18 protein-coding genes are annotated in these 19,623 nt (G+C 70.6%); 12 read left to right on the top strand and 6 right to left on the bottom strand.

Annotated elements, in window-relative coordinates; all coding sequences use genetic code 11:
* The first annotated feature begins 4 nt into the window (after positions 1 to 4).
* Positions 5 to 478 carry an NUDIX hydrolase gene (locus ACYVO6_RS30830; RefSeq protein WP_461066906.1) on the top strand — a complete coding sequence of 158 codons (474 nt, stop codon included), beginning with the start codon at positions 5 to 7 and terminating at the stop codon, positions 476 to 478.
* A 1,373-nt stretch (positions 479 to 1,851) separates the two neighbouring features.
* Positions 1,852 to 2,397, top strand: a complete 546-nt coding sequence (locus ACYVO6_RS30825) for a pyridoxamine 5'-phosphate oxidase family protein (RefSeq protein WP_461066904.1) — start codon at positions 1,852 to 1,854, stop codon at positions 2,395 to 2,397.
* A gap of 162 nt (positions 2,398 to 2,559) precedes the next feature.
* Here ACYVO6_RS30825 and ACYVO6_RS30820 read toward each other — a convergent pair whose 3' ends face one another.
* From ACYVO6_RS30820 to ACYVO6_RS30805, 4 genes are all read right to left on the bottom strand, one after another.
* Positions 2,560 to 2,973, bottom strand: coding sequence for a hypothetical protein (locus ACYVO6_RS30820; RefSeq protein WP_461066902.1), 414 nt, complete (start codon positions 2,971 to 2,973; stop codon positions 2,560 to 2,562).
* Between the two features lie 92 nt (positions 2,974 to 3,065).
* Positions 3,066 to 4,664, bottom strand: coding sequence for a serine/threonine protein kinase (locus ACYVO6_RS30815; RefSeq protein ID WP_461066900.1), 1,599 nt, complete (start codon positions 4,662 to 4,664; stop codon positions 3,066 to 3,068).
* Entirely contained in the window at positions 4,661 to 5,410 is a 750-nt protein-coding gene (locus tag ACYVO6_RS30810) for an FHA domain-containing protein (RefSeq protein WP_461066898.1), read from the bottom strand. The genes ACYVO6_RS30815 and ACYVO6_RS30810 overlap by 4 nt, the downstream gene beginning before the upstream one ends.
* Positions 5,411 to 5,542: 132 nt before the next feature.
* Positions 5,543 to 6,175: a hypothetical protein gene (locus ACYVO6_RS30805; protein ID WP_461066896.1), complete on the bottom strand. Its 633-nt coding sequence runs from the start codon at positions 6,173 to 6,175 to the stop codon at positions 5,543 to 5,545.
* Between the two features lie 248 nt (positions 6,176 to 6,423).
* Between ACYVO6_RS30805 and ACYVO6_RS30800 the strand changes: the two genes are divergently transcribed.
* Together ACYVO6_RS30800 and ACYVO6_RS30795 are read left to right on the top strand one after the other, a co-directional pair.
* Entirely contained in the window at positions 6,424 to 7,278 is an 855-nt protein-coding gene (locus ACYVO6_RS30800) for a bifunctional methylenetetrahydrofolate dehydrogenase/methenyltetrahydrofolate cyclohydrolase (RefSeq protein ID WP_461066894.1), read from the top strand.
* A gap of 184 nt (positions 7,279 to 7,462) precedes the next feature.
* Positions 7,463 to 8,041: a DUF3017 domain-containing protein gene (locus tag ACYVO6_RS30795; RefSeq protein WP_461066962.1), complete on the top strand. Its 579-nt coding sequence runs from the start codon at positions 7,463 to 7,465 to the stop codon at positions 8,039 to 8,041.
* Between the two features lie 96 nt (positions 8,042 to 8,137).
* Here ACYVO6_RS30795 and ACYVO6_RS30790 read toward each other — a convergent pair whose 3' ends face one another.
* Positions 8,138 to 8,569 (bottom strand): peptidoglycan-binding domain-containing protein, encoded by a 432-nt coding sequence (locus ACYVO6_RS30790; protein ID WP_461066892.1) that lies wholly within the window; start codon positions 8,567 to 8,569, stop codon positions 8,138 to 8,140.
* Between the two features lie 293 nt (positions 8,570 to 8,862).
* Between ACYVO6_RS30790 and ACYVO6_RS30785 the strand changes: the two genes are divergently transcribed.
* From ACYVO6_RS30785 to ACYVO6_RS30755, 7 genes are all read left to right on the top strand, one after another.
* The gene (locus ACYVO6_RS30785; protein WP_461066890.1) at positions 8,863 to 9,705 is read left to right on the top strand and encodes a peptidoglycan-binding protein; all 843 of its coding nucleotides are present in this window, start codon (positions 8,863 to 8,865) and stop codon (positions 9,703 to 9,705) included.
* Positions 9,702 to 10,460 carry a helix-turn-helix domain-containing protein gene (locus ACYVO6_RS30780; RefSeq protein WP_461066888.1) on the top strand — a complete coding sequence of 253 codons (759 nt, stop codon included), beginning with the start codon at positions 9,702 to 9,704 and terminating at the stop codon, positions 10,458 to 10,460. Before ACYVO6_RS30785 ends, ACYVO6_RS30780 begins: the two co-directional genes overlap by 4 nt.
* 587 nt (positions 10,461 to 11,047) lie before the next feature.
* Positions 11,048 to 12,328, top strand: a complete 1,281-nt coding sequence (locus tag ACYVO6_RS30775; protein ID WP_461066886.1) for an XRE family transcriptional regulator — start codon at positions 11,048 to 11,050, stop codon at positions 12,326 to 12,328.
* An 813-nt stretch (positions 12,329 to 13,141) separates the two neighbouring features.
* Positions 13,142 to 14,131 (top strand): malate dehydrogenase, encoded by a 990-nt coding sequence (locus tag ACYVO6_RS30770; protein ID WP_461066884.1) that lies wholly within the window; start codon positions 13,142 to 13,144, stop codon positions 14,129 to 14,131.
* 249 nt (positions 14,132 to 14,380) lie between these two features.
* A complete protein-coding gene (locus ACYVO6_RS30765) occupies positions 14,381 to 16,144 on the top strand; it encodes a hypothetical protein (protein WP_461066882.1) in 1,764 nt (587 codons plus the stop codon).
* Positions 16,141 to 16,521: a hypothetical protein gene (locus ACYVO6_RS30760; RefSeq protein WP_461066880.1), complete on the top strand. Its 381-nt coding sequence runs from the start codon at positions 16,141 to 16,143 to the stop codon at positions 16,519 to 16,521. Before ACYVO6_RS30765 ends, ACYVO6_RS30760 begins: the two co-directional genes overlap by 4 nt.
* Positions 16,522 to 16,553: 32 nt before the next feature.
* Positions 16,554 to 17,357 (top strand): hypothetical protein, encoded by an 804-nt coding sequence (locus ACYVO6_RS30755; RefSeq protein ID WP_461066878.1) that lies wholly within the window; start codon positions 16,554 to 16,556, stop codon positions 17,355 to 17,357.
* Here ACYVO6_RS30755 and ACYVO6_RS30750 read toward each other — a convergent pair.
* Positions 17,347 to 18,291 (bottom strand): bifunctional helix-turn-helix transcriptional regulator/GNAT family N-acetyltransferase, encoded by a 945-nt coding sequence (locus tag ACYVO6_RS30750; RefSeq protein ID WP_461066876.1) that lies wholly within the window; start codon positions 18,289 to 18,291, stop codon positions 17,347 to 17,349. The two genes, ACYVO6_RS30755 and ACYVO6_RS30750, sit on opposite strands and share 11 nt — an antisense overlap.
* Positions 18,292 to 18,394: 103 nt before the next feature.
* On the opposite strand from ACYVO6_RS30750, the gene ACYVO6_RS30745 reads away from it, so the two are divergent.
* On the top strand, positions 18,395 to 19,492 hold the full coding sequence (locus ACYVO6_RS30745) for a DUF5954 family protein (RefSeq protein WP_461066874.1): 1,098 nt from the start codon (positions 18,395 to 18,397) through the stop codon (positions 19,490 to 19,492).
* The last annotated feature ends 131 nt before the right edge of the window (positions 19,493 to 19,623 follow it).

Here is a 19,623-nt window from a genome sequence, read left to right as displayed (position 1 = left end):
CATTGTGGAGACAACACATCGGCCCGCCGCGCGGGTGATCTGCCTGGACGCTGCCCACCGTCTGCTTCTTCTCCACTGGCGTGATCCGTTTGATGGGGCACGGCTCTGGGAGCCGCCCGGTGGGGGCATCGAACCGGGCGAGACCCCGCTGACGGCGGCACGTCGTGAACTGGCCGAGGAGACCGGCCTGGACCCCGCCGCGGTCCTTGACCGTTCGGTGCCGGTCGAGCGTGACGTGCGGTGGAACGGCAAGCGGTACGTCGGGCAGGAACACTTCTTCGTGGCCTATTTCGCCGAGGACCAACCGGAGTTGGTGCAAACCGGCCTGCTCCCCGATGAACGGGCCAACCTCCACCAGTATGCCTGGGTCACGTGGTCCGACCTGGACTCGCTGCCGGATCGGATCGAGCCGCCGCAACTGCCGACCGTTGTCGCAGCCTTGGCACCGGAGGGTCCCTGGCGCGATCTCGCTCTGTGATCCGGAAGGCTGCCGGGTTGCCTGGTCAGGCCGCACTGCCCGGATCGACTTCGACGCGGCCAGGGACTGGGCGCCGGGAGCGCACCCATGGCCCTGTCGCGCAAAGCGTGAACAGTGAGGGGGAGAATGCCCTCTAGCTGCTCAAACGAGCGATGCTTGAACGCGATGGGGAGAACTGCTCACGCCCTGGGACTCAGCGCCCGGGCGGACCACAGGCCTGGCGGCCGACTGCCACGTCCGCCTCTGCAACACCGCTTCCTCAACGGACGTGACCGTGGATCGCAACGCGCACCGTGTCCTCGTCTGCCGGACCAGCTGGGCGCTCAACGGCCCCCGGTTCAGCCAAGGAGGCGGCGGTAACGCAACTTGTTGAGAGAGGCTCCGCCGGTCGTATCCTCCCCAGCCGCGCCGTCCGCGCGCCGGCCGACGGCTTCGTAGAATCGCCGGGCCCGCGGCTGGTACTGCGTCGTAGGGCTCCGGCCCTCCCCCGGGTGGGCCGGAGGCCAACCTCCGAGTCGAGATCCCTGCCGGTCTCGTCCGCCCCGAGGCCGGTGAATCGCAAGCCGTGGTGAGTGCGGGTGCGCAGATTGGGGTGAAGCTGCACTGCTCGGGCGCCGGCGTGCGATGTACACGACTGTCGTCGGAGCGGCAGAACATCCTCTCCAAAGGCGACTCTGGCACCTGGGTATGGGCGGTGAGCGCGCAGCGTGCCGGGAAGGTCAGCATCGCTCTGACCATGACCTCCTACTTCCGCGACAGTGACACGGTGCTCGTCGAGAAACGGCCGGTGATGTTGCGTGTCGATGTGGCGGCCCCTCGTGGCAACCCCTGGTTTTCCTGGGCTGAGGACCTGTGGCGGTGGGTGAACGGCGCGCTCACCGGTTTGGGGGGACTCGCCATGTCCGTGAGCGCCATCGCTGCCGTGGTTGCCATGGCGGTACGCCGAAGGCGCATAGCCGACGACCCGGACGCTGCGGATGCCCCTGCTCCTGCACTCGGCGTTGGCCGACGGCCGCGGGTTCGGCCGTTGCGGCAGGTCCCCATACGTCTTGGCCGTCCACGCAGACAATCCACCGTGGCAAGGAGCCCCCGGAACGGCGCTGACCGCCAGCACAGGGAGTGACAGTCCAGCCACTCACAGGGGTAGGCCGTCCAAGGCCAACTGAATCGCACAGTGGCCAACCGCAGTGCTCAGCCACACGATGTCGTCGCTCTGGGTGTTCATGGCGGGTTCCCAGGCTGGGAACCGGCTGTGATGGCGAAGACTTCGAGCGTGGTGAGGAAGAGCTCGAAGGCGGCCGGGAAGCCGGGCCCGAGCGCCGCCGGGCCGGGCTGCGTAGCCTTCGTTACAGGAAGAGGGAAAGGAGTTCCGCATGACGCCGAAGCAGCCCAAGACCGAGCTCGACGCCCGCTACAGCTCCGCGCTCAACCCGCGCCCGGGCGCGGAGGACGTCACCGCCACCGACTGGGCCGAGGCCCAGCGCCGGCTGAGGGCCGCCGAGGTCTTCTGGATCACCACGGTCCGGCCGGACGGCCGGCTGCACGTCACGCCGCTGATCGCCGCCTGGCACGACGGGGCGCTGCACTTCAGCACCGGGCCGGGCGAGCAGAAGGCGAAGAACCTGGCCGGCAATGCCCACTGCGCACTCACCACAGGGCACAACTCACTCTCCGAAGGCCTCGACATCGTGATCGAGGGCACGGCGGAGCGGGTGACGGATCCGGCGAGGCAGGACGAGGTCATCGCCGCGTTCGAGGCGCAGTACGGGGACCACATCACCTCGCCGGAGGGGACCTTCTACGGCTTCGGCGACAGCATCCGCAAGGGCAGCGACCTGCTGTTCGCGGTGGCACCCGGCACGGCGTACGGCTTCGGGCACGACGGCCAGGTGTTCAGCCACACCCGCTACACCTTCTAGCGGGCCTGCGCACAAGGAAGCCGCCGGCCGCCAGGGGGAAGCCCTGCCGGGGCGGCGGTCGCCGCGGCGGCGGAGCCGGCGACGAGCGCGATGGCCGCAACGAGCAGTGCCACGGCCTCCGGCCCTCCCCCGAAGGGACCGGAGGCCGCGTTCGTGTCGGCGTCAGCAGTTGGGGAGGCCCGGGATGGGCTCGTAGTTGCCGCCGCCGGAGACCTTCGTCGCGGGGAACCAGCCCCAGCCGTTGTTGGAGTAGCCCTCGTCCCCCTGCGTCCACAGCCACCAGTTGTTGCGGGCATCGCCGACCGGCGGGTTCGGACGGTCGGTGAACTGCTGCTGGCAGGTGAACCAGTTGTCACCGGCGTAGAGGTAGCCGGTCACCGTTGTCCCGATGCCGACCTCGCTGCCCTGGTAGTTGTGGCAGTAGCGGGCGGTGTAGGTGTTGCCGTTGGGGCCGGTTTTCTGCCCCGCGTTCCCCCAGCAGCCGTTCGGCGCCGCCGACGCGCTCGCCGGCGTCAGGGCGACCGCGCCCACCGCCAGTACCGCCGCTGCGCCGAGCGAAGCGAGAGTGCGCTTCATGGTGGTGTCCCTTCTGGCTCTGCCACCCCCGTAGGTGGACGGCTCCACCGTGGCGCGGGCGGAGGAGAAGGGGTACCTCAGACCTCTCAGGGTCACTTCTTGCCCGGTGGCGTGTACTCCTTGAGGTAGTGAGCGACGCGGTCGGCGTAGTCGCGGTACTTCGGGGGAACACCGGCCGCGTCGTTCACCTTCTCGTACGACGTCCGGTACGCGGTCGCGATCAGCACCCGCCGGTCGCCGCCGAGGCCGGAGTCCAGGCGCGGCGCGATCCAGCACAGGTAGCGGCTCATGGCCGGGATGGACTCGGAGGGGGAGAAGGGGGGCTGGGGGATCGACTCCGCGGGCTTGCCGTCGGAACGCACCCACCAGCGCAGCACCCGCGGGGTCCAGCGGGCGATCCCGTACTCGTCCATGGCGGGGTCGGACAGGTCAGGGTCGAAGTTGCTCTCCGCCTTCAGCATGGCGGCGATCAGCGACGGCGTGACGTCCTCCTGCACGCAGTCGTGGGCGGAGTCGACGATCAGCGGGCGGTAGGCGACCGGGACGCCCTTGTCCGTACGGAGTTCGGAGGCGCCGTACGACGCGGGCGCGACCTTCGTGGTGCCCGAGCCCTTCCCGTCCTGTTCGTCGGAGCCGTCGTCCACCAGCGTGCTGATGCCGTAGCCGAGGGCCGCGACGGCGGCGGCAGCCGTGGTGGCCAGGATGAGGCTCGCCCGGCGTCCGCGACGTACAGACAGAGGACGTACAGACAGACGACGTACGGACAGCCACCACGGGAGCCGCCGCGGCGAGCGGGCCGCCCCCGCCGCCGTCTCCACCCGCCGCAGCAGTGCCTCCGCACCGGCCCGCTCCTGATGCGTACGGGCCAGACAGTCCCGTACGATCTCCCGCCAGCCGTCCGGGAGTTCGGGGGACAGGCGCAGCTCGTCGGTGCCGCGCGCGTAGCGCACCGCCGCGTCCCGGCGGGCCGAGGGCGTGCCGCCCGGCAGCGGGAACGTGTTCGTGAGGACGAGGTGGGCCAGCACGCCGAAGGCCCAGATGTCGGCGGAGGGTCTGATCTGGCGGCCGCGTTCGCCGATCTCGGACCAGAGGAGTTCCGGTGGTGTGTAGTCGGGGGTGGAGAAGGCGGGCGTGTAGGCGTGGGTGCCCTCCAGTTCGGCGGCCATGTTGAAGTCGGCGAGGCGGGCCGAACCGTCCTTCATCAGCAGCACGTTGGCGGGTTTGAGGTCGCCGTGCACCCAGCCCGCCCGGTGCAGCTGCACGAGTCCCTCGCAGATCTGGGCGAGCAGCACGGGACCTGACCGCGGTCGGGCATCCGCAGACAGCAGCGCGGAGAGGGAGGTCTCCGCCTTTTCCAGTACGAGGACGGTGGCGCCGTCGAGCTGGGGATGCCCGGGATCGTCGACCGTCAGCGTCTCGTACAGCCGGACCAGGCGTGGGGCGGTACGCAGCCTGCTCAGCAACTCCAGTTCCCGCTCGGCGAGTTCACGCAGGTGAGCCAGTTGGCGGGGCGTGTGCGTGCCGGTCGGCAGGAACTTGAGGGCGGCCGTCTTCGGGAGCCCTTCCGAAGCGCCGACGTGACGTGCCTCGTACACGCTGCCGAACGCACCCGTCGCGATCGGCTCGCGCACTTCCCAGGAGCCGACGCGATATCCGCGGGGGACGGACACCGCGTACGCGTCATGGCTCACGGTGCCGCTCGGCTCGGGGAGTCGGTGCCGAGGACGACCAGATCGTCCTCGCGTACGAGATCGAAGCGCAGCGCGAGGGAGACCAGGGACTCCTTCTTGCCGTTGAGGCGTGGGCCCGGCTCCGCCGTCTCGGGGCCGGGCTTGAGGCGCAGCTTCACCGCGAGGTAGTCGATGTTCCAGTGCACGGAGGCCGGGCTCGCGGCCGGCCAGCAGGGGCGCAGCCGCTCCACGACCTGGTCGACGGTGGGCAGCGGCGCGTGCGGTGCGCCGCGCAGGCGGGGCTCGCACAGGGCGGCGAGGACCGCGAAGTAGCGCTTCGTGCGGTCGACGGAGAAGGCGGGCGCGGTGGTCGCGCCGTCGAGCCCGCCCGAGGGGTTGAGGTAGTCGTGGCGGGGCGCCCACACCTCGATGGGCAGCAGGTCGCCCGCCGCCGGGAGCACGATCCGGGAGAACTCGAAGGGAACCGGCGCGTCCAGGCGGCCGGGCCCGGCCTTGATGTGCTCGCCGGCGCCCTCCGGGTTCTCCACGACGTAGGTCTGGTGCGTGGAGAGGTTGCTCAGTATCCAGAAGGCGCCCTGTGCTGTGATCTCCCCGGCTCTGCGGGACACCCCGTCGTGCGGAACTACCAGGTCGTTGTCGCGCACGGAGCGCCCGAAGGTCAGCCGCTCGCCGGGCGCGAGCCGTAGCTGTGTGCCATGGGACTCGTCCTCCGTGGTCGGCGGAGGTACCACGATGATGCTGTACAAAGTGCGTCTCCCCGTGCCTGCCGGCTCCAGGGGTCAGAGTAGGACGACGCACCAGGGCCGTGTCCCCCTCGTACGGGTGAGACACGGCCCTTGGGCAGGAATGGCGCGAACTGTTCAGTCGCGAACGCGCATTCAGTAGCGCGGGCGGTTGAACCAGGCGCCGCCGTTCTTGTTGGCGCAGAAGACGATGATCAGAATGCCGAGGACCAGGCTGACCAGGGCGAAGACGTTGGCTCCGAACAGGCTGATGACGCTGAACAGCGTGACCACCGAGCCGTAGACGATCGCCGAGACGCGTACGCCGCCACGGCCTGTGGAGAACTTCATACCGGTGAAGATCGCCCAGAAAGCGAAGGCCAGCACGATCACACCGAGGACGATCATGACACCCGTACCGACGTTGGCGATGGTGTCCGCGTCCTCGGCGGAGACGCTGGCGTCGGACGACACGGAGTCCTCGAAGGCGTCGGCGAACCAGGCGCTGGCCACCATCATCAACACACCGCCCAGCGCTTGGAGACCGCCCAGGACGAACAGCATCACGCGCGCGGACTTCACGCTGCCCGGCATCTGCATCGGACCGCCGGGGTAGCCGCCGTACTGCTGCTGTACCGGCGGCGCCTGCGGGTAGCCGTAACCGGGCTGTCCCTGGGGGGCCTGCGGGTAGCCGTAGCCGGGCTGCTGTCCCTGGGGCTGCTGGGGCGGGTAGCCGGGCTGCTGTCCCTGCGGCGGACCGTAGGGGTTGTTCGGGTCGCCGAAGCTCATGGCGTCCTTCCTCCGTTGTGGCGTGAGTGCGGGGACGACGCGGCACATTTCGGAGGAAGGTTCAACAGATGCGGTTCGTCCCCCCGGTACTGCCCGCGGCACTGTGCCGTTCATCGTCCTTAACGGGCCGCTTACTTGTCCAGCCGGATTCCGTATGTGTTGTGCAAGTGCAACATCGCTGATCTTGAACGGAAGCCTTGGGGCGACCTGATTGGAACCAGGGCCCGGTCATCCGCGAGGATGGGTGCATGACCGCCCAGATTCTCGATGGCAAGGCCACCGCAGCCGCGATCAAGTCCGACCTGACCGTCCGCGTGGCGGCCCTGAAGGAGAAGGGCATCACGCCCGGCCTCGGAACCGTCCTGGTGGGCGACGACCCCGGCAGCCAGAAGTACGTCGCGGGCAAGCATCGCGACTGCGCACAGGTCGGTATCGCCTCCATCCAGCGGGAGCTGCCCGCGACCGCCACGCAGGAGGAGATCGAGGCGGTCGTCCGCGAGCTCAACGAGGACCCGGCCTGTACGGGATACATCGTTCAGCTGCCGCTTCCCAGGGGCATCGACGAGAACCGTGTCCTGGAGCTGATGGACCCGGACAAGGACGCGGACGGTCTGCACCCGATGAACCTCGGCCGTCTCGTACTGAACGAGCCGGCGCCGCTGCCCTGCACCCCGAACGGCATCCTCACCCTCCTGCGCCGGCACGGCGTGGAGATCAAGGGCGCCGAGGTCGTGGTCGTCGGCCGGGGCGTGACGATCGGCCGCCCGATGCCGCTGCTGCTCACCCGGCGCAGCGAGAACGCGACGGTGACGCAGTGCCACACCGGTACGCGCGATCTGTCCTCCCACCTGAAGCGGGCGGACATCATCATCGCCGCGGCCGGCTCCGCCCACCTGGTCCGGCCCGAGGACGTCAAGCCGGGCGCCGCGGTCCTCGACGTCGGCGTCTCGCGCAGCGCCGAGGGCAAGATCGTCGGCGACGTCCACCCGGGCGTCGCCGAGGTCGCCGCGTGGATCTCCCCGAACCCCGGCGGAGTCGGCCCCATGACCCGGGCCCAGCTCCTCGTCAACGTGGTCGAGGCGGCGGAACGCAGTGTCGGCTGAGGACAAGACCGAGAACCGGGACGCCACCGAATCGCCGGAGGCGACGCGGGCACGCGACGCCGAGCCGGGTACCGGGTCTGCACGGGCACGCGACGCCGGACCGCGCGCCGAGTCCGCGCGGGCTGCGAAGCCGGAAGCCGATCGGCCGCGCAACGGAGAACCGCGTGCCGCGAAACGGCAAGGCCTGGAGTCGCCCGCGACATCCGCGCAGGCTGAGGAGTCGTCTGCCGACGGTTCGCCGGGCGCTGAGCCGCACGGCGAGGAGCCGGCGGGCAGCGGGCCGGGTTCCGTCGAGGCGGTCGGCGATATTCCGCGGGAGGGCGAGATCGTCACCCGGGACGCCGTCAGTACCGTCGGCCCCGACGGGCAGCCGCAGCGGACCACCCGGCGGTTCCCGCGGATCACGCGGGACACCGCGCGGCCCGAGGGCGGGGGCCGGGCCGCGTCCGGGGACGCGCCCGCGCCGGCGCGGCAGTGGCCGATGCTCACCGTCGCGGGGACCGTCGGGCTCGGCCTGCTGCTCACCGCGTTCGGCGTCTTCCGGTACGGGACGCTGCTGATCGGGGTCGGGCTGCTCGCGGGCGGCGTACTGCGCTGGGCGCTGCCCGGTGTGGGCATGCTCGCCGTCCGCTCCCGCTTCACGGACCTCGTCACGTATGGCGTCCTGGGCGTGACCATCGTGCTGCTCGCGATGATGGTCCAGCCCAACCCGAAGCTGGAGATCCCGTTCCTGGAAGACATACTGCACTTCACGATCCGCTGAGTACGCGGACACGTGGCTTGTGCGAGCACCCGCGTGCATAAGACGGCGGCCCGTCCTCTCCCCCGGGGAGGACGGGCCGCCGCGGGTGCGGGCGGCTCAGTAGCGCAGCCACCACCAGGTGTTGGGGCCGACGATGCCGTCCACCTTCAGCGCCGGCGAAGGCTTCTGGTCCTTGTTGATCTGGCGCTGGAACGCCTTGACCGCGGCCTCGGTCTTCGGGCCGAACTTGCCGTCCACCGCGAGGCGCTTACCGGCCGAGGTCTTCCAGTGGTACTTCATCAGCGCCTGGACCTCCTTCACGTCCTTGCCGGCGCTGCCCCTGGCCTGAGTGGCCCGTCCCTCGTAGTGGCCGCAGGTGTAGCCGACGCCGGCCTTGTGCTTGCAGCCACCCGCCTTGGCCTCGGAGACGCTGTACGTGTTCGTCTCCGCGGGAGCGGAGCCGACGGCGGTGGCCGCCGGGGCGAGAGCCAGGCCGCCGCCGAGGACCGCGGTGCCGGCGACGAGTGCGATGCGCTTGCGTACGTTCATGGTCGGGATGCCTCCCCGTTGTCGGATCGGGCGGTGTGCCCGGTACGTCACCGACCGTGCCGTCCCGGCCATGTCAACCGCCAGAGTCGGCCGGGTTTCCGGGGGTAGGGGGGACGTCCCACGCTCTGACCTGCTGGGATGTCGTGGCCAATGACAACGGGGTGGGACAGGGGATGCCGTTCCGGTTGGGTAACGTGCCCTGACGGGGCGCAACCGCACCACCCCTGTGCGAACGTCTCCATCTGACGGAACCTCATATGCGTACGCGCCAAACGATCACGGGGGGTGGCGACATGGCGCGCTGGAAGGAACTGCCCGACTCGCTCGACCAGCGGGAGAGGCAACTCGTCGTTCAGCTGCGGCGCTTGAAGGACCGCAGCGGACTGAGCCTGTCCGCGCTCGCGGCGAAGACCACGTACAGCTCCTCGTCCTGGGAGCGCTGGCTCAACGGCAAGAAGCCGGTTCCCCGCGGGGCTGTGACCGAGCTCGCGGACGTCTGCGGCACGGACCCGACCCGGCTGCTCGTCCTGCACGAGGTGGCGGTGGGGGCGCGTGAGACGGCTCCGGAGGCTACGGGGACTTCGGGGGCGTCAGGAGCGGAGCCCGAGGAGACGCCGGCCGCCTCGCGCACGGCTGTCACGCGCACGGCCGCCATACGCACCGCCGCCTCGCGAACGGCAGTCGAGCCTCGTCGCCCGAGCGACACCGGCACACCCGCCGCGCGCATACGCCCCCGCCTCGTCCTCGGTGCCGTCGCCGCGCTGCTCGTCGCGTTCGGCGCGGGCATGATCACCGGGCTGGCCTGGCAGGACGACGACTCCGGCGGGGAACAGGCCGCGCTCGCCGCCGAGAGCTACCGGCGCGGACAGACGTACGACTGCGACATCTCCCGCAAGGACGGCGGACTGTACGCCGGGTACAGCGCCTCCGAGCGGGTACTGCTCGACATCAACAGCATCGGCTGGGACGTCGTGGAGGCGCAGTGCCTGCTGGCCCGGCACGGCTTCGACCCGGGCGACACCGACGGGGTCTACGGCGAGAAGACCAAGAGCGCGGCCTACGCGTTCCAGGAGAAGCACGGGCTCGCCCTGGACGGCATCGTCGGCCCCGAGACCTGGCAGGAGCTGCGCAAGTGACTCCGGAAGTACGCCAACTGACCGCAGGCTTAAGGAGGTTACGGGAAGCGGCGGGCCTGAGCCTGAGCGAGCTCGCCGCGCGCACCCCGTACAGCAAGTCCTCCTGGGCCCGCTATCTGGGCGGCGAGAAGCCCGTGCCGTACGACGCCGTCGTGGCGCTGTGCCGGGTCGCGGGGGAGCGGCCCGAACGGCTGCTCGCGCTGTGGGAACTGGCCGACGCGGAGTGGAGCGGCCGGGCCGGGCACGCGGCCGAGCCGGAGGCGGGCGTGCGGCACGGCGGCCGGGTACGCCGTGTGCGCCGGGTCGCGTTCGCCGCGGGCGGGGCCATCGCCGCTGCCGTGTGCGCCGCGGTCCTCCTGCTGCCGGACGAGTCGGCGGACAGCGCGGTGCCCCCGCCGACGTACGCACCTGGCTGCACCGGACCCGACTGCGACGGCCAGAACCCCGTCGACATGGGCTGCGGCGGCGACAACATGGTGACCTCGGTCACCCAGCGCACCCTCGCCGACGGGCAGCGGGTGGAACTGCGGCACGGCACCACGTGCCACGCGGTGTGGGCGCGCGCGACGCGGCTGCGGATCGGGGACCGGGTCGAGCTGACCCGCGCCGGGGCCGCCCCCAAGGAAGTACGGGCGACGAAGCAGAAGGACACGACCGGCTATCTCGCGACGGCGATGACGTCGGCGGACGACCCGGCCGGGACCCGCGTCTGCCTGATTCCCGCCAAGGGCGACCGGGTCTGCATCGAGGCCTGAGCCCGGGCCCGGCGGGCGACGGCGGCGCCCGTCCACTCCCCCGAGCGAGGACGGGCGCCGCCTGTGCTCAAGAGTCATGGGCGTGCCAACGGGGGTTCAATACCTGTCAGTTCGCTGTGGCACGGAGGTGACAGTTCCGGTACCTCGTGTCGGTCGTGCCGCGCGTCCCGTAACGATCTGTACTTCACCCGTCAGTAGGTATGCGATTCAACTGATGCTTCGGGTGACACTAGTGACTGACGATGTCGTGTATGTGTTGCCGTTGTGTCGATGTATTGACAAGTTCGGGGATTTGATCTGATCACGTCCAACGTCAGGGATAACGTGGGCAATCGGGACGGTCCGGGACTTCCGGTGCGCTGACCAGGGGGGCCAAGCAGGTCGCACGGGATCTCGGTGGAACACTGGACCCCATACAAGCGGGCGTGCAACGGTGCATGCCCACGGCTCGAAATGCTCCTGTGCGCCCGCACCCGGGGAACTGAGATCCTGGCTCCACGCATCCCTGTGGGTAGCCGGTACGGGGACTCGGCAGAGGGCGTCACGTACGAGGAAAGCAAGCACGCACGGGGGGAAGAGGGGGAGCAATGCCTCGTTGGAGGGCCTTGCCGGATGAACTCGATCCGCAGGTCAGGGAGTTCGCCAGTCAGCTGCGTCGACTTGTCGACCGCAGTGGGCTGAGCGTCGCTGCCGTGGCCGACCGCACCGGTTACAGCAAAACGTCCTGGGAGCGGTATCTGAACGGCCGGCTGCTCGCGCCCAAGGGTGCGATCGTGGCGCTGGCCGAGGTGACCGGAACGAATCCGGTCCATCTGACCACCATGTGGGAGCTGGCCGAGCGGGCCTGGAGCCGCTCGGAGATGCGCCACGACATGACCATGGAGGCCATAAGGATCTCCCAGGCGCGCGCCGCGCTCGGGGAGCTCGGGCCCACGCCCTCCAAGGGCGGCAGCCGCGGCAAGCAGGCGAGCAAGGGCAGCGCGGCGGCCCCGCCCAAGCCGGCGGGCGCTGGATCCGTGGCGCCGCCGCGGGGTCCCGCGTCGGGGTCGGGTGGCGATGCGCCGACGTCGATCCTCGGGCGGGCTTCGGTTCCGCAGAAGGGCTCGTCGGGTTCCTCGAGTGGGGCGTCCGGTAAGTCTGGTGTGTCCGGCTCTGGGGGCTCTTCGGCTCCCCGTGCGGGCAGTTGGGGTGTGGTCGCCCAGCCTCCGGGGCCGTCCGGTGCGGGGCTGTCCGGCCAGCCCGGTCAGTTCGGGCAGCCGGCGCAGTCCGGGCAGTCCGGGTACTCCGCGCCGGCCGGGCCGTCCGGTCCGACCGGAGGGCCGCCCGAGGACGCCCGGCCGCCGCGCTCCGGTGGTTCGCCGGACGCACAGCGGCGGAAGCGGCGGATCACGATGTTCCTCGCGGGCGTCGTCGGCGCGCTCGTGGTGATCGCGGCTGCCCTCTACCTCACCGACCCCGGTGGGGAGGGCGGTGGCGGGGACGAGGCGAACGCGAGCCCGACCCCGTCCGTCAGCAAGAACCTGCCGTCCGGTGTCCAGTGCAGCGGCAAGGACTGCACGGGCCAGGACCCGGAGAACATGGGCTGCGGCGGCGAGTTGGCGACGACCACCGACAGCGTCACGGTCGGCACGGCCCTCGTCGAGGTCCGCTACAGCGAGACCTGCGGCGCCGCCTGGGCTCGTATCACGCAGGCCACGGTCGGCGACGAGGTCCAGATCAGCTCGGCGGGAGCGGCGGAGCAGACCGGCACGGTGAAGGTGGACACCGACACGTACACGCCGATGGTGGCCGTGAAGGACGCTGGTGACGCGAAGGCTTGCGCGACGGTGGCTTCGGGCGAGGAGGGCTGTACTGGCTCCGCCGGTTGAGCAGGGGGTTCGTTGTCGGGTGCGGGTGCGTGGTGGCTGGTCGCGCCGTTCCCCGCGGGGTGCCTCCGGCGGTTGGGCGGCTGCGGGTTGTGTGTGGCTGGTCGCGCCGTTCCCCGCGCCCCTTTGGGTCCGGTGGGTGGGGCGGGGCCGTGGGCCGGTGCGTCAGCCCGTCGCAGGGTGGGCGTACGGCCCTTTGCTGGTACAGGGTCCTGGTTCTCCGAGACCGAACCTACGCGACGGGCATACGACGCACCGGCCCACGGCCCCTCCCGCCGGTGGAAGAGTGCGGGCACGTGGTGGCTGGCGGTTCCGGGAGCGCCCCTTCAGGGGCGCGGGGCTGTATCGATTTGCGGCTCCGCCGCGATGGGGGTCCCCCCGCTCGAGTGGAGCCGAGAGTGGGGGAGCGACCCGCCACGACGGACCCGCAGTCGCCCATGAACCGAACCCACCCACCCGGTAGGCGCCCCTGCTCCACTGCCGGAAGCAACCTCGTACGACAGGAATGACCCGCCAACTCCGGGGCAGGCGAACTCCAACCCCCACGGGAATCCGGTCCCGGCCGGGAGGATGGCACCCGCCTCCCGGCGCCGGCACCGGTACCCCCACCCGGCGGCCGTCGTCACCCCCTCTCCCGACCGGCGGCCGCCACTTCGTGGGGCTTGTGGGGTGGGCCACATGGACCCGGCCGTCCGGGATACTAGATGCGCGATAGCCTGATCGCTGGATCTCTCTTGACGCCAAGAGATCGATCATCTGTAGGTCCGCACCCCGGGGCAAGGACGCCCCACCGCCAGCTGTCATACGGAGAACGCCATGACCCGCACTCCCGTGAACGTCACCGTCACCGGCGCGGCCGGCCAGATCGGTTACGCCCTGCTCTTCCGCATCGCCTCCGGCCAGCTGCTCGGCGCGGACGTGCCGGTCAAGCTGCGCCTCCTGGAGATCACACCGGCGCTGAAGGCCGCCGAGGGCACGGCGATGGAGCTCGACGACTGCGCCTTCCCGCTCCTTCAGGGCATCGACATCTCGGACGACCCGAACGTCGCCTTCGACGGCGCGAACGTAGCCCTCCTGGTCGGCGCCCGCCCCCGCACCAAGGGCATGGAGCGCGGCGACCTGCTGGAGGCCAACGGCGGCATCTTCAAGCCGCAGGGCAAGGCCATCAACGACCACGCCGCGGACGACATCAAGGTCCTCGTCGTCGGCAACCCGGCCAACACCAACGCCCTCATCGCCCAGGCCGCCGCCCCGGACGTACCGGCCGAGCGCTTCACCGCGATGACCCGTCTGGACCACAACCGCGCGCTGAGCCAGCTCGCGAAGAAGACGGGCTCCTCGGTCGCCGACATCAAGCGCCTGACCATCTGGGGCAACCACTCGGCCACCCAGTACCCCGACATCTTCCACGCCACGATCGCCGGCAAGAACGCCGCCGAGACCGTGAACGACGAGAAGTGGCTCGCCGAGGACTTCATCCCGACCGTCGCCAAGCGCGGCGCCGCGATCATCGAGGCCCGTGGCGCCTCGTCGGCGGCCTCCGCCGCCAACGCCGCCATCGACCACATCTACACGTGGGTCAACGGCACGACGGACGGCGACTGGGCCTCCATGGGCATCCCGTCCGACGGCTCCTACGGCGTCCCGGAGGGCCTGATCTCCTCCTTCCCGGTCACCGCGAAGGACGGCAGGTACGAGATCGTCCAGGGCCTCGACATCAACGAGTTCTCCCGCGCCCGCATCGACGCGTCGGTGAAGGAGCTGGAGGAGGAGCGCGAGGCGGTCCGCGGTCTCGGGCTCATCTGAGCTTCCGGCCCCGTCTGAGTCGACCCCGGCATTCCGCGAGCCCGCACGGCCATCCGGCCGTGCGGGCTCGCGCTTTGCCCGCGTACGGCAGGGCTCATGCACAGGTCCGGAAAGATTCACCTGTTCGGACGGGATTTCCGTCCACCTCTCCCGTCTCCGTGACCTCTCCGCTAACGTCAACTCCCTTGTCCACCAATGGATTTCGCTCGCAGTCGGCATCCGCCTGCGGCAAACGGGAGTGTCGGGAGCATGGCGAGCGAACCGTCGGAGCGGCGCTGGGGCTCCACCGAGGCCACCAGGCTGTTGTGCGCGGGTGCCCATCTGGACGCGGGGTTCCGCAGGCGCGTCATCGACGAACTCGTCGGACATGCGGAGCGCCCGGTGGCGCCGCCGCTCGGCGCGGACGTCCTGCCCGTCCTCGCACACGCGCTGCGCGCCCGCCGCGACGAGGTGCGTACCGCCCTGCTGTTGCTCGCGGTGTGGGTCGGGTTCCTGGTCAGCGATGTGGTGATGATCAGGGACACCGTGGAGGACAGTGCCGGCGGCGAGACCGGGCTGTCCTTCGTCGACTACGTCCGGTTCGTCTTCGAGTCGGACGGCTCGGAGGAGCTGGGGGCGCCGGGCCTGTTCGGCGGGCTGCTGCCGGGCACTTGGACCATGTCGTACGCCTCGGTCGTCCTGCTGCTGTGGTTCGCGCGGGTCATCTCCGGCCGGGGCACGGACACCGCCGTGGTGCAGCGGCTGAAGCTGCCGCCCGCGCTGGCCTGGCTGCAGCGGCGCCTCGGCTGGCTGGTGACCGCGTGCGCCTGGCTGGTCTGCCTCGGGTACTGGGTACGGGCCTTGGCCGGGATCGAGGACACCCCGTACCCCCTGATCTTCCCGCTGCTGCTCGGCGTCGTCGTCTGGCGTCACCAGTGGTTGCGGAAGCAGACGCTGCGCACGGCGCTGGCCCGCCAGACGTTCGCCGAGACGCCCGGCCCCGGCCTGCCCGGCCGCTACGAGGCCCTCGCCGAGCGCATCCGCCGGGAGCAGGACGCCTCGCTCACCCTCTACGACGTCAACCGTCCCTTCGTCGGCGCCGGAATGCCCCGTAAGCCCTGGTCGGTCGTACTGGAACTGCGGCACAAGGAGGCGGGGGAGAGCGGCAACGGCGTGCCGGCACCCCGTTCCGGTGCCGCACAGCTCACCGCGCGCCAGATCATCGCCATGATCGACCCACGGTTGCGTGCGCTGAAGAAGTCGGCCGGGGACGGGAGCCGGGACCGGCTGCGGGAGCTGGAGATCGAGGAGTTCGTCTACCTTCCGGCCGGTGTGGGCCGCGACGAGCCGCTCGTCATCGGCCCGGACGACAGCCGTACGGCGAGCGTGTACGAGCCCGTGCAGGTCAAGCGGCACCTGCGCGAGTCCGTGGGGGAGGGCGGGGAGGCCCGGCGGCACTTCCTGCGGATCAGGGTGGGGGCCTGGAACGAGCAGGTCGTCGTCTCGCTGCTGGTCCGGATCCACACCCAGGGCGGGATGCTCGTACTCGAAGTGGTGCCGCATGTGCTCGGGCCGATCGTGCCGGAGTTCCGGCAGATCGACGCCATCGTGGGGCGCGCTCCGGAGGGCCCGCTGCGGGACGCCGCCCGCGCCCTCGTCGACGCCCCCTCGGTCGGCTTCGCGACGGGGATCGCGGCCCTGCGCACCCTGCGTTCCGTACTGCGACAGTGGTCGGCCCGTCCCGAACAGGAGGCGCCCGACGCCCCCCTGGTCTCGCTGCGCGAATTGGCCAGCACCGACGAGCTGTCCCTCTTCCAGGAGATGGACGTCGCCCGCTACATCAGAACCCTCCAGGACCGGATCGGCGAGGGCGTACGGGACGCCCTCCAGGCCAACAACTACCGCACCGACCGCCTGGAGCAGAACATCACCAACATCCACAACAGCGGGCTCTACATCAACGAGATGTCCGGCGGCGCCCTCGCCACGGGCTCGCATGGTCAGGCCACGCACACGGAGAGGAGCACGGTATGAGCACCGACGGGGGACCGGGGGGCGGGCCGCAGATCCACATCGGTTCGATCAGCGGGGGCTCCCAGGCCTTCGGCGACCACGGCAAGGCCGAGTCCGTCAACTACACGGCCGTGCCCGCCGAACCGGGGTACGGGGAGCTGCTCACCGCCATGCGGGCACTGCGCACCGAACTCGGGCAGCGGGAAGAACGTACGGCCGAGAGCGAGGCCCTCGGTGCCGAACTGGCCGAGGTGGAGGGCGAGATCGCCCGCACCGGGCGCAGCGCGCAAGGACCGCTCACCCGGCTCCGCGACCGTCTCGCGGCCTACGGACCCGCCGCGGCGACCGCCGCGTCCGTGACCGCCGTCACCCAGGCGATCACCCAGCTGCTCGGCTGAGCCGGAGGGACAACGATGGCGGAGGAGCAACGATGGTGAGGGTCTTCGACGCCGACCGCCAGGACTGGGCGGGGCCCGAAGAGGAACAGAGAATCGTCGTGGACCAGCAGCGCGACGAGGCACGCCAGCGCCAGGCGCTGCGCGGCGCAGTCGTGGTTCTCACGGTTTGTGGGCTGGCCTTCGGCACCTGGGCGCTGGGCTGGAAGGACGAGCCGGGACCGAGGGGTTACTTCACGGCCCGCGAGACCCCGCCGCCCGGACAGAGCGGGGAAACGAACGGCGATCCGGGCGGTGGTACGGGCACCGAGGACCCGGCGTCCCCGAGCGCGACGGCCACGCTGCCCGCCGGATACGAGCCCGTGCAGGACGAGGAGGGCTTCCGCGTGGCCGTTAAGGAGGACTGGGTCGCAAACCGGCAGACGGCCGACTCCATCCACGGCTTCGACGTCGTCAACTACCGCAGCACCGACGGTTCCCGCCGCCTCCAGATCTACGAGGTGCTGGAGGCCAACCCGGAGGAATCACTCCAGGAGTTCGTGTCCGCCGACACCCCCAAGCCCGACGGCTTCGAGCAGCTCTCCCTGGAACCCCTCGAGGACGACGGCCGCCCCGCCGCCCGTCTCGAATACCTCGCCGACTCCCTCAGGGGCGAGGAGGAGATCGGTACCTGGCACGTCGTCGACCACCGCTTCGAATCCGTCGACGGCAAGCTGTACGCGATCACCTCCTACGGCCCGGAGTCGGACGGCTTCGACGACGAACGGGAGGTCCTGGACACGGCGTTGACGTGGTTCTGCCCACCGGCCATGGAGTGCCCGGAACCGGTCACGGAGTGATGCCCGGGCGGGGGCTCAGGGGCGGCTTCTCCAGGGACTTCTGCAGGGATTTCTCGAACCAGTGCGCCGCGTACACATTGTCGTCGTACCGGGGGATCTCGGTGTATCCGCACGCCCGGTACATCGCCTGTGCCTCGCTGAGCGAGGCGTGCGTGTCGAGGCGTACGACTCCGTAGCCGCGCTCTACGGCTTGCCGCTCCAGCTCGGTGAGCAGTCGGCGGGCGAGGCCCAGGCGGCGGGCATCTGGGTGCACCCAGACATGCCGGATCTCGCCGACGCCGGGTTCGAGGCGCCGCAGGGCCGCGCATCCCACCGGACGGCCTTCCTCGTACGCGACGAGGAAGGCGCCGGTGTTCCCCGACACCTCGTGCGGCTGGACGAGGGCCGCCCGGTCGAAGCCCTCGGGGAAGCGGGCGTCGAGGTCGGCGGCGTAGGCGTCGAGGCAGGCGCGGGCGTCCGGGGCGGTTCCGTCGACGAGCTCGACCGTGATCGCGGCGAGTCTGAGCAGTCGCTGGGCGGCGGAGAGGGACTCGGTCAACTGTCCGCGCTGGGCCGGCGTCAGCCCGCTGAGCAGCCCCTCGGCGAGGCGGTTGGCCCGCCGGTTCTGCTCTTTCACCTCGATGCGCCCGGCGGGGGTCAGCTCCGCGACCCGTAGCCGGGTGTCCTGCGGGTGCACGGTGATCCGTACGAGACCCTGCGCCTCCAGCGCCTTCGCCATCCGGCTCAAGTACCCGGCGTCCAGGCCGAGTCGGCTGCGCAGCTCGCGCAGCGAGGCCCCGTCCCCGATCTCGTACAGCAGCCGGGCCTCGCCGAGTGGCCGGTCCTGGCCCAGGTAGTGGTCGTCGAGTGCGCCGATGCGGCGGGTGAAGTAGCGGTTGAAGCGGCGAAGGGTGGTCACCTGCTCTGTGGACACTGGCTTTGGCACTGGCTCCATATTTCTTTGACTGTAGTCAAAGGTAAGGAGGAAGGTAAGGGGAAATCCATGAGTTGTCCGAAGTGGGTGGCGGGGGCAGGGGGCGACCGGGCACAGTCCGTACATGAGCGGTTACGCAGACGAGGTGCCCGGCTATCTGACGTTCCGGGTGACCGCGCAGGAAGGGCCGATCGCGGCCTTCGCCGAGCAGGAGGCCTGGCAGGCACGGGAGCGGTACCCCGAGCTGTTGGGGGTGGGGATTCCCGAGTTCTTCCATGCGCGGGAGCGCGAAGAGGGCGGCTGGCAGCTGTCCGACTACAGCAGCGATACGCCGCAGGGCGCGCGGGACATGCTGGGTTCGTACTTCCGGCGCAGCGCCAAGGAGGCCGAGGACGCCGGTGACGAGAGCGCCCAGGGCAAGTGGATGGCGGCGGCCAGACGTATGGACCGCGAGGTCGTCGACGAACTGACCGTGCTGGGCGGCCGGTTCAGGATCGTCCGCGCCTCGCGTTTCATCCGGATGGGCGGCAACGGTCCCGAACCGCCCCGCCCCTCCGACCCCGATCCACTCGATGGCGATCAGGTACGCCCCCGGGGCCAGGTGATCGATCCGTACACCGGTACGGGCTTGGCCGCCGGCATCCTCAAGCTGGATCTGGTGCGCTTCGTCGGCGTCGTCCCGGGGGCGCCGCCGGAGGTCGCGGACGATGCGCGCCGGGCGCTGGTGACGCATCCCGGCGGTGTCCTCCTCCCCGCCGTGTTCATGATCTCCGAGCGCGTGGACGGCAGTTGGAAGCCGCACAACCCCGGTGCCTCGCACGTCTCGCCCCAGGCCGCGCGGGACGTGCTGGCCTCGTACCTGCGCGTCATGGGCCCCTTCGAACTCCGCCTCGACGACGACGCCCGCGAGGAGTACGCGCGCGCCGCCGACCGGCTCGACGAGAAGCGCAGCAACGTGGCGAGTGTCGCGGGGCGCCGCTTTCGCGTCACCCGCGTCGAACGTCTGGTCCGCATCGGGCCCGACGGTCCCGAAGGGCCCCGCCCTTCCGACTTCGACCCCGAGCCTCCTGTCGAGGTCCATGTTCGTCAGCTCAAGGAGCAGGGGCTGTGGAAGGAGGAGGACGAGCCGATCGAGCTCGATGAGCGGACTCAGGAGCTTAAGCGGCTGTGGGAGGCGGAGGAGCGTCGGCGGGCGGCACGGAAGAAGGGCCCGGGGGGCTGAGTTTTCGCGTTCGGCTGCGGGTGCGTTGTGGTTGCTCGCGCCGTTCCCCGCGCCCCTTGGGGTCCGGTGGGTGGGTCGGGGCCGTGGGCCGGTGCGTCAGCCCGTCGCAGGCCGGGCGTACGACCCTGGCC

Source organism: Streptomyces pseudoechinosporeus (genome assembly GCF_054783935.1).
Note: the sequence above shows the minus strand (reverse complement) of the source record. Positions and strands in the feature narration are given on the sequence as shown.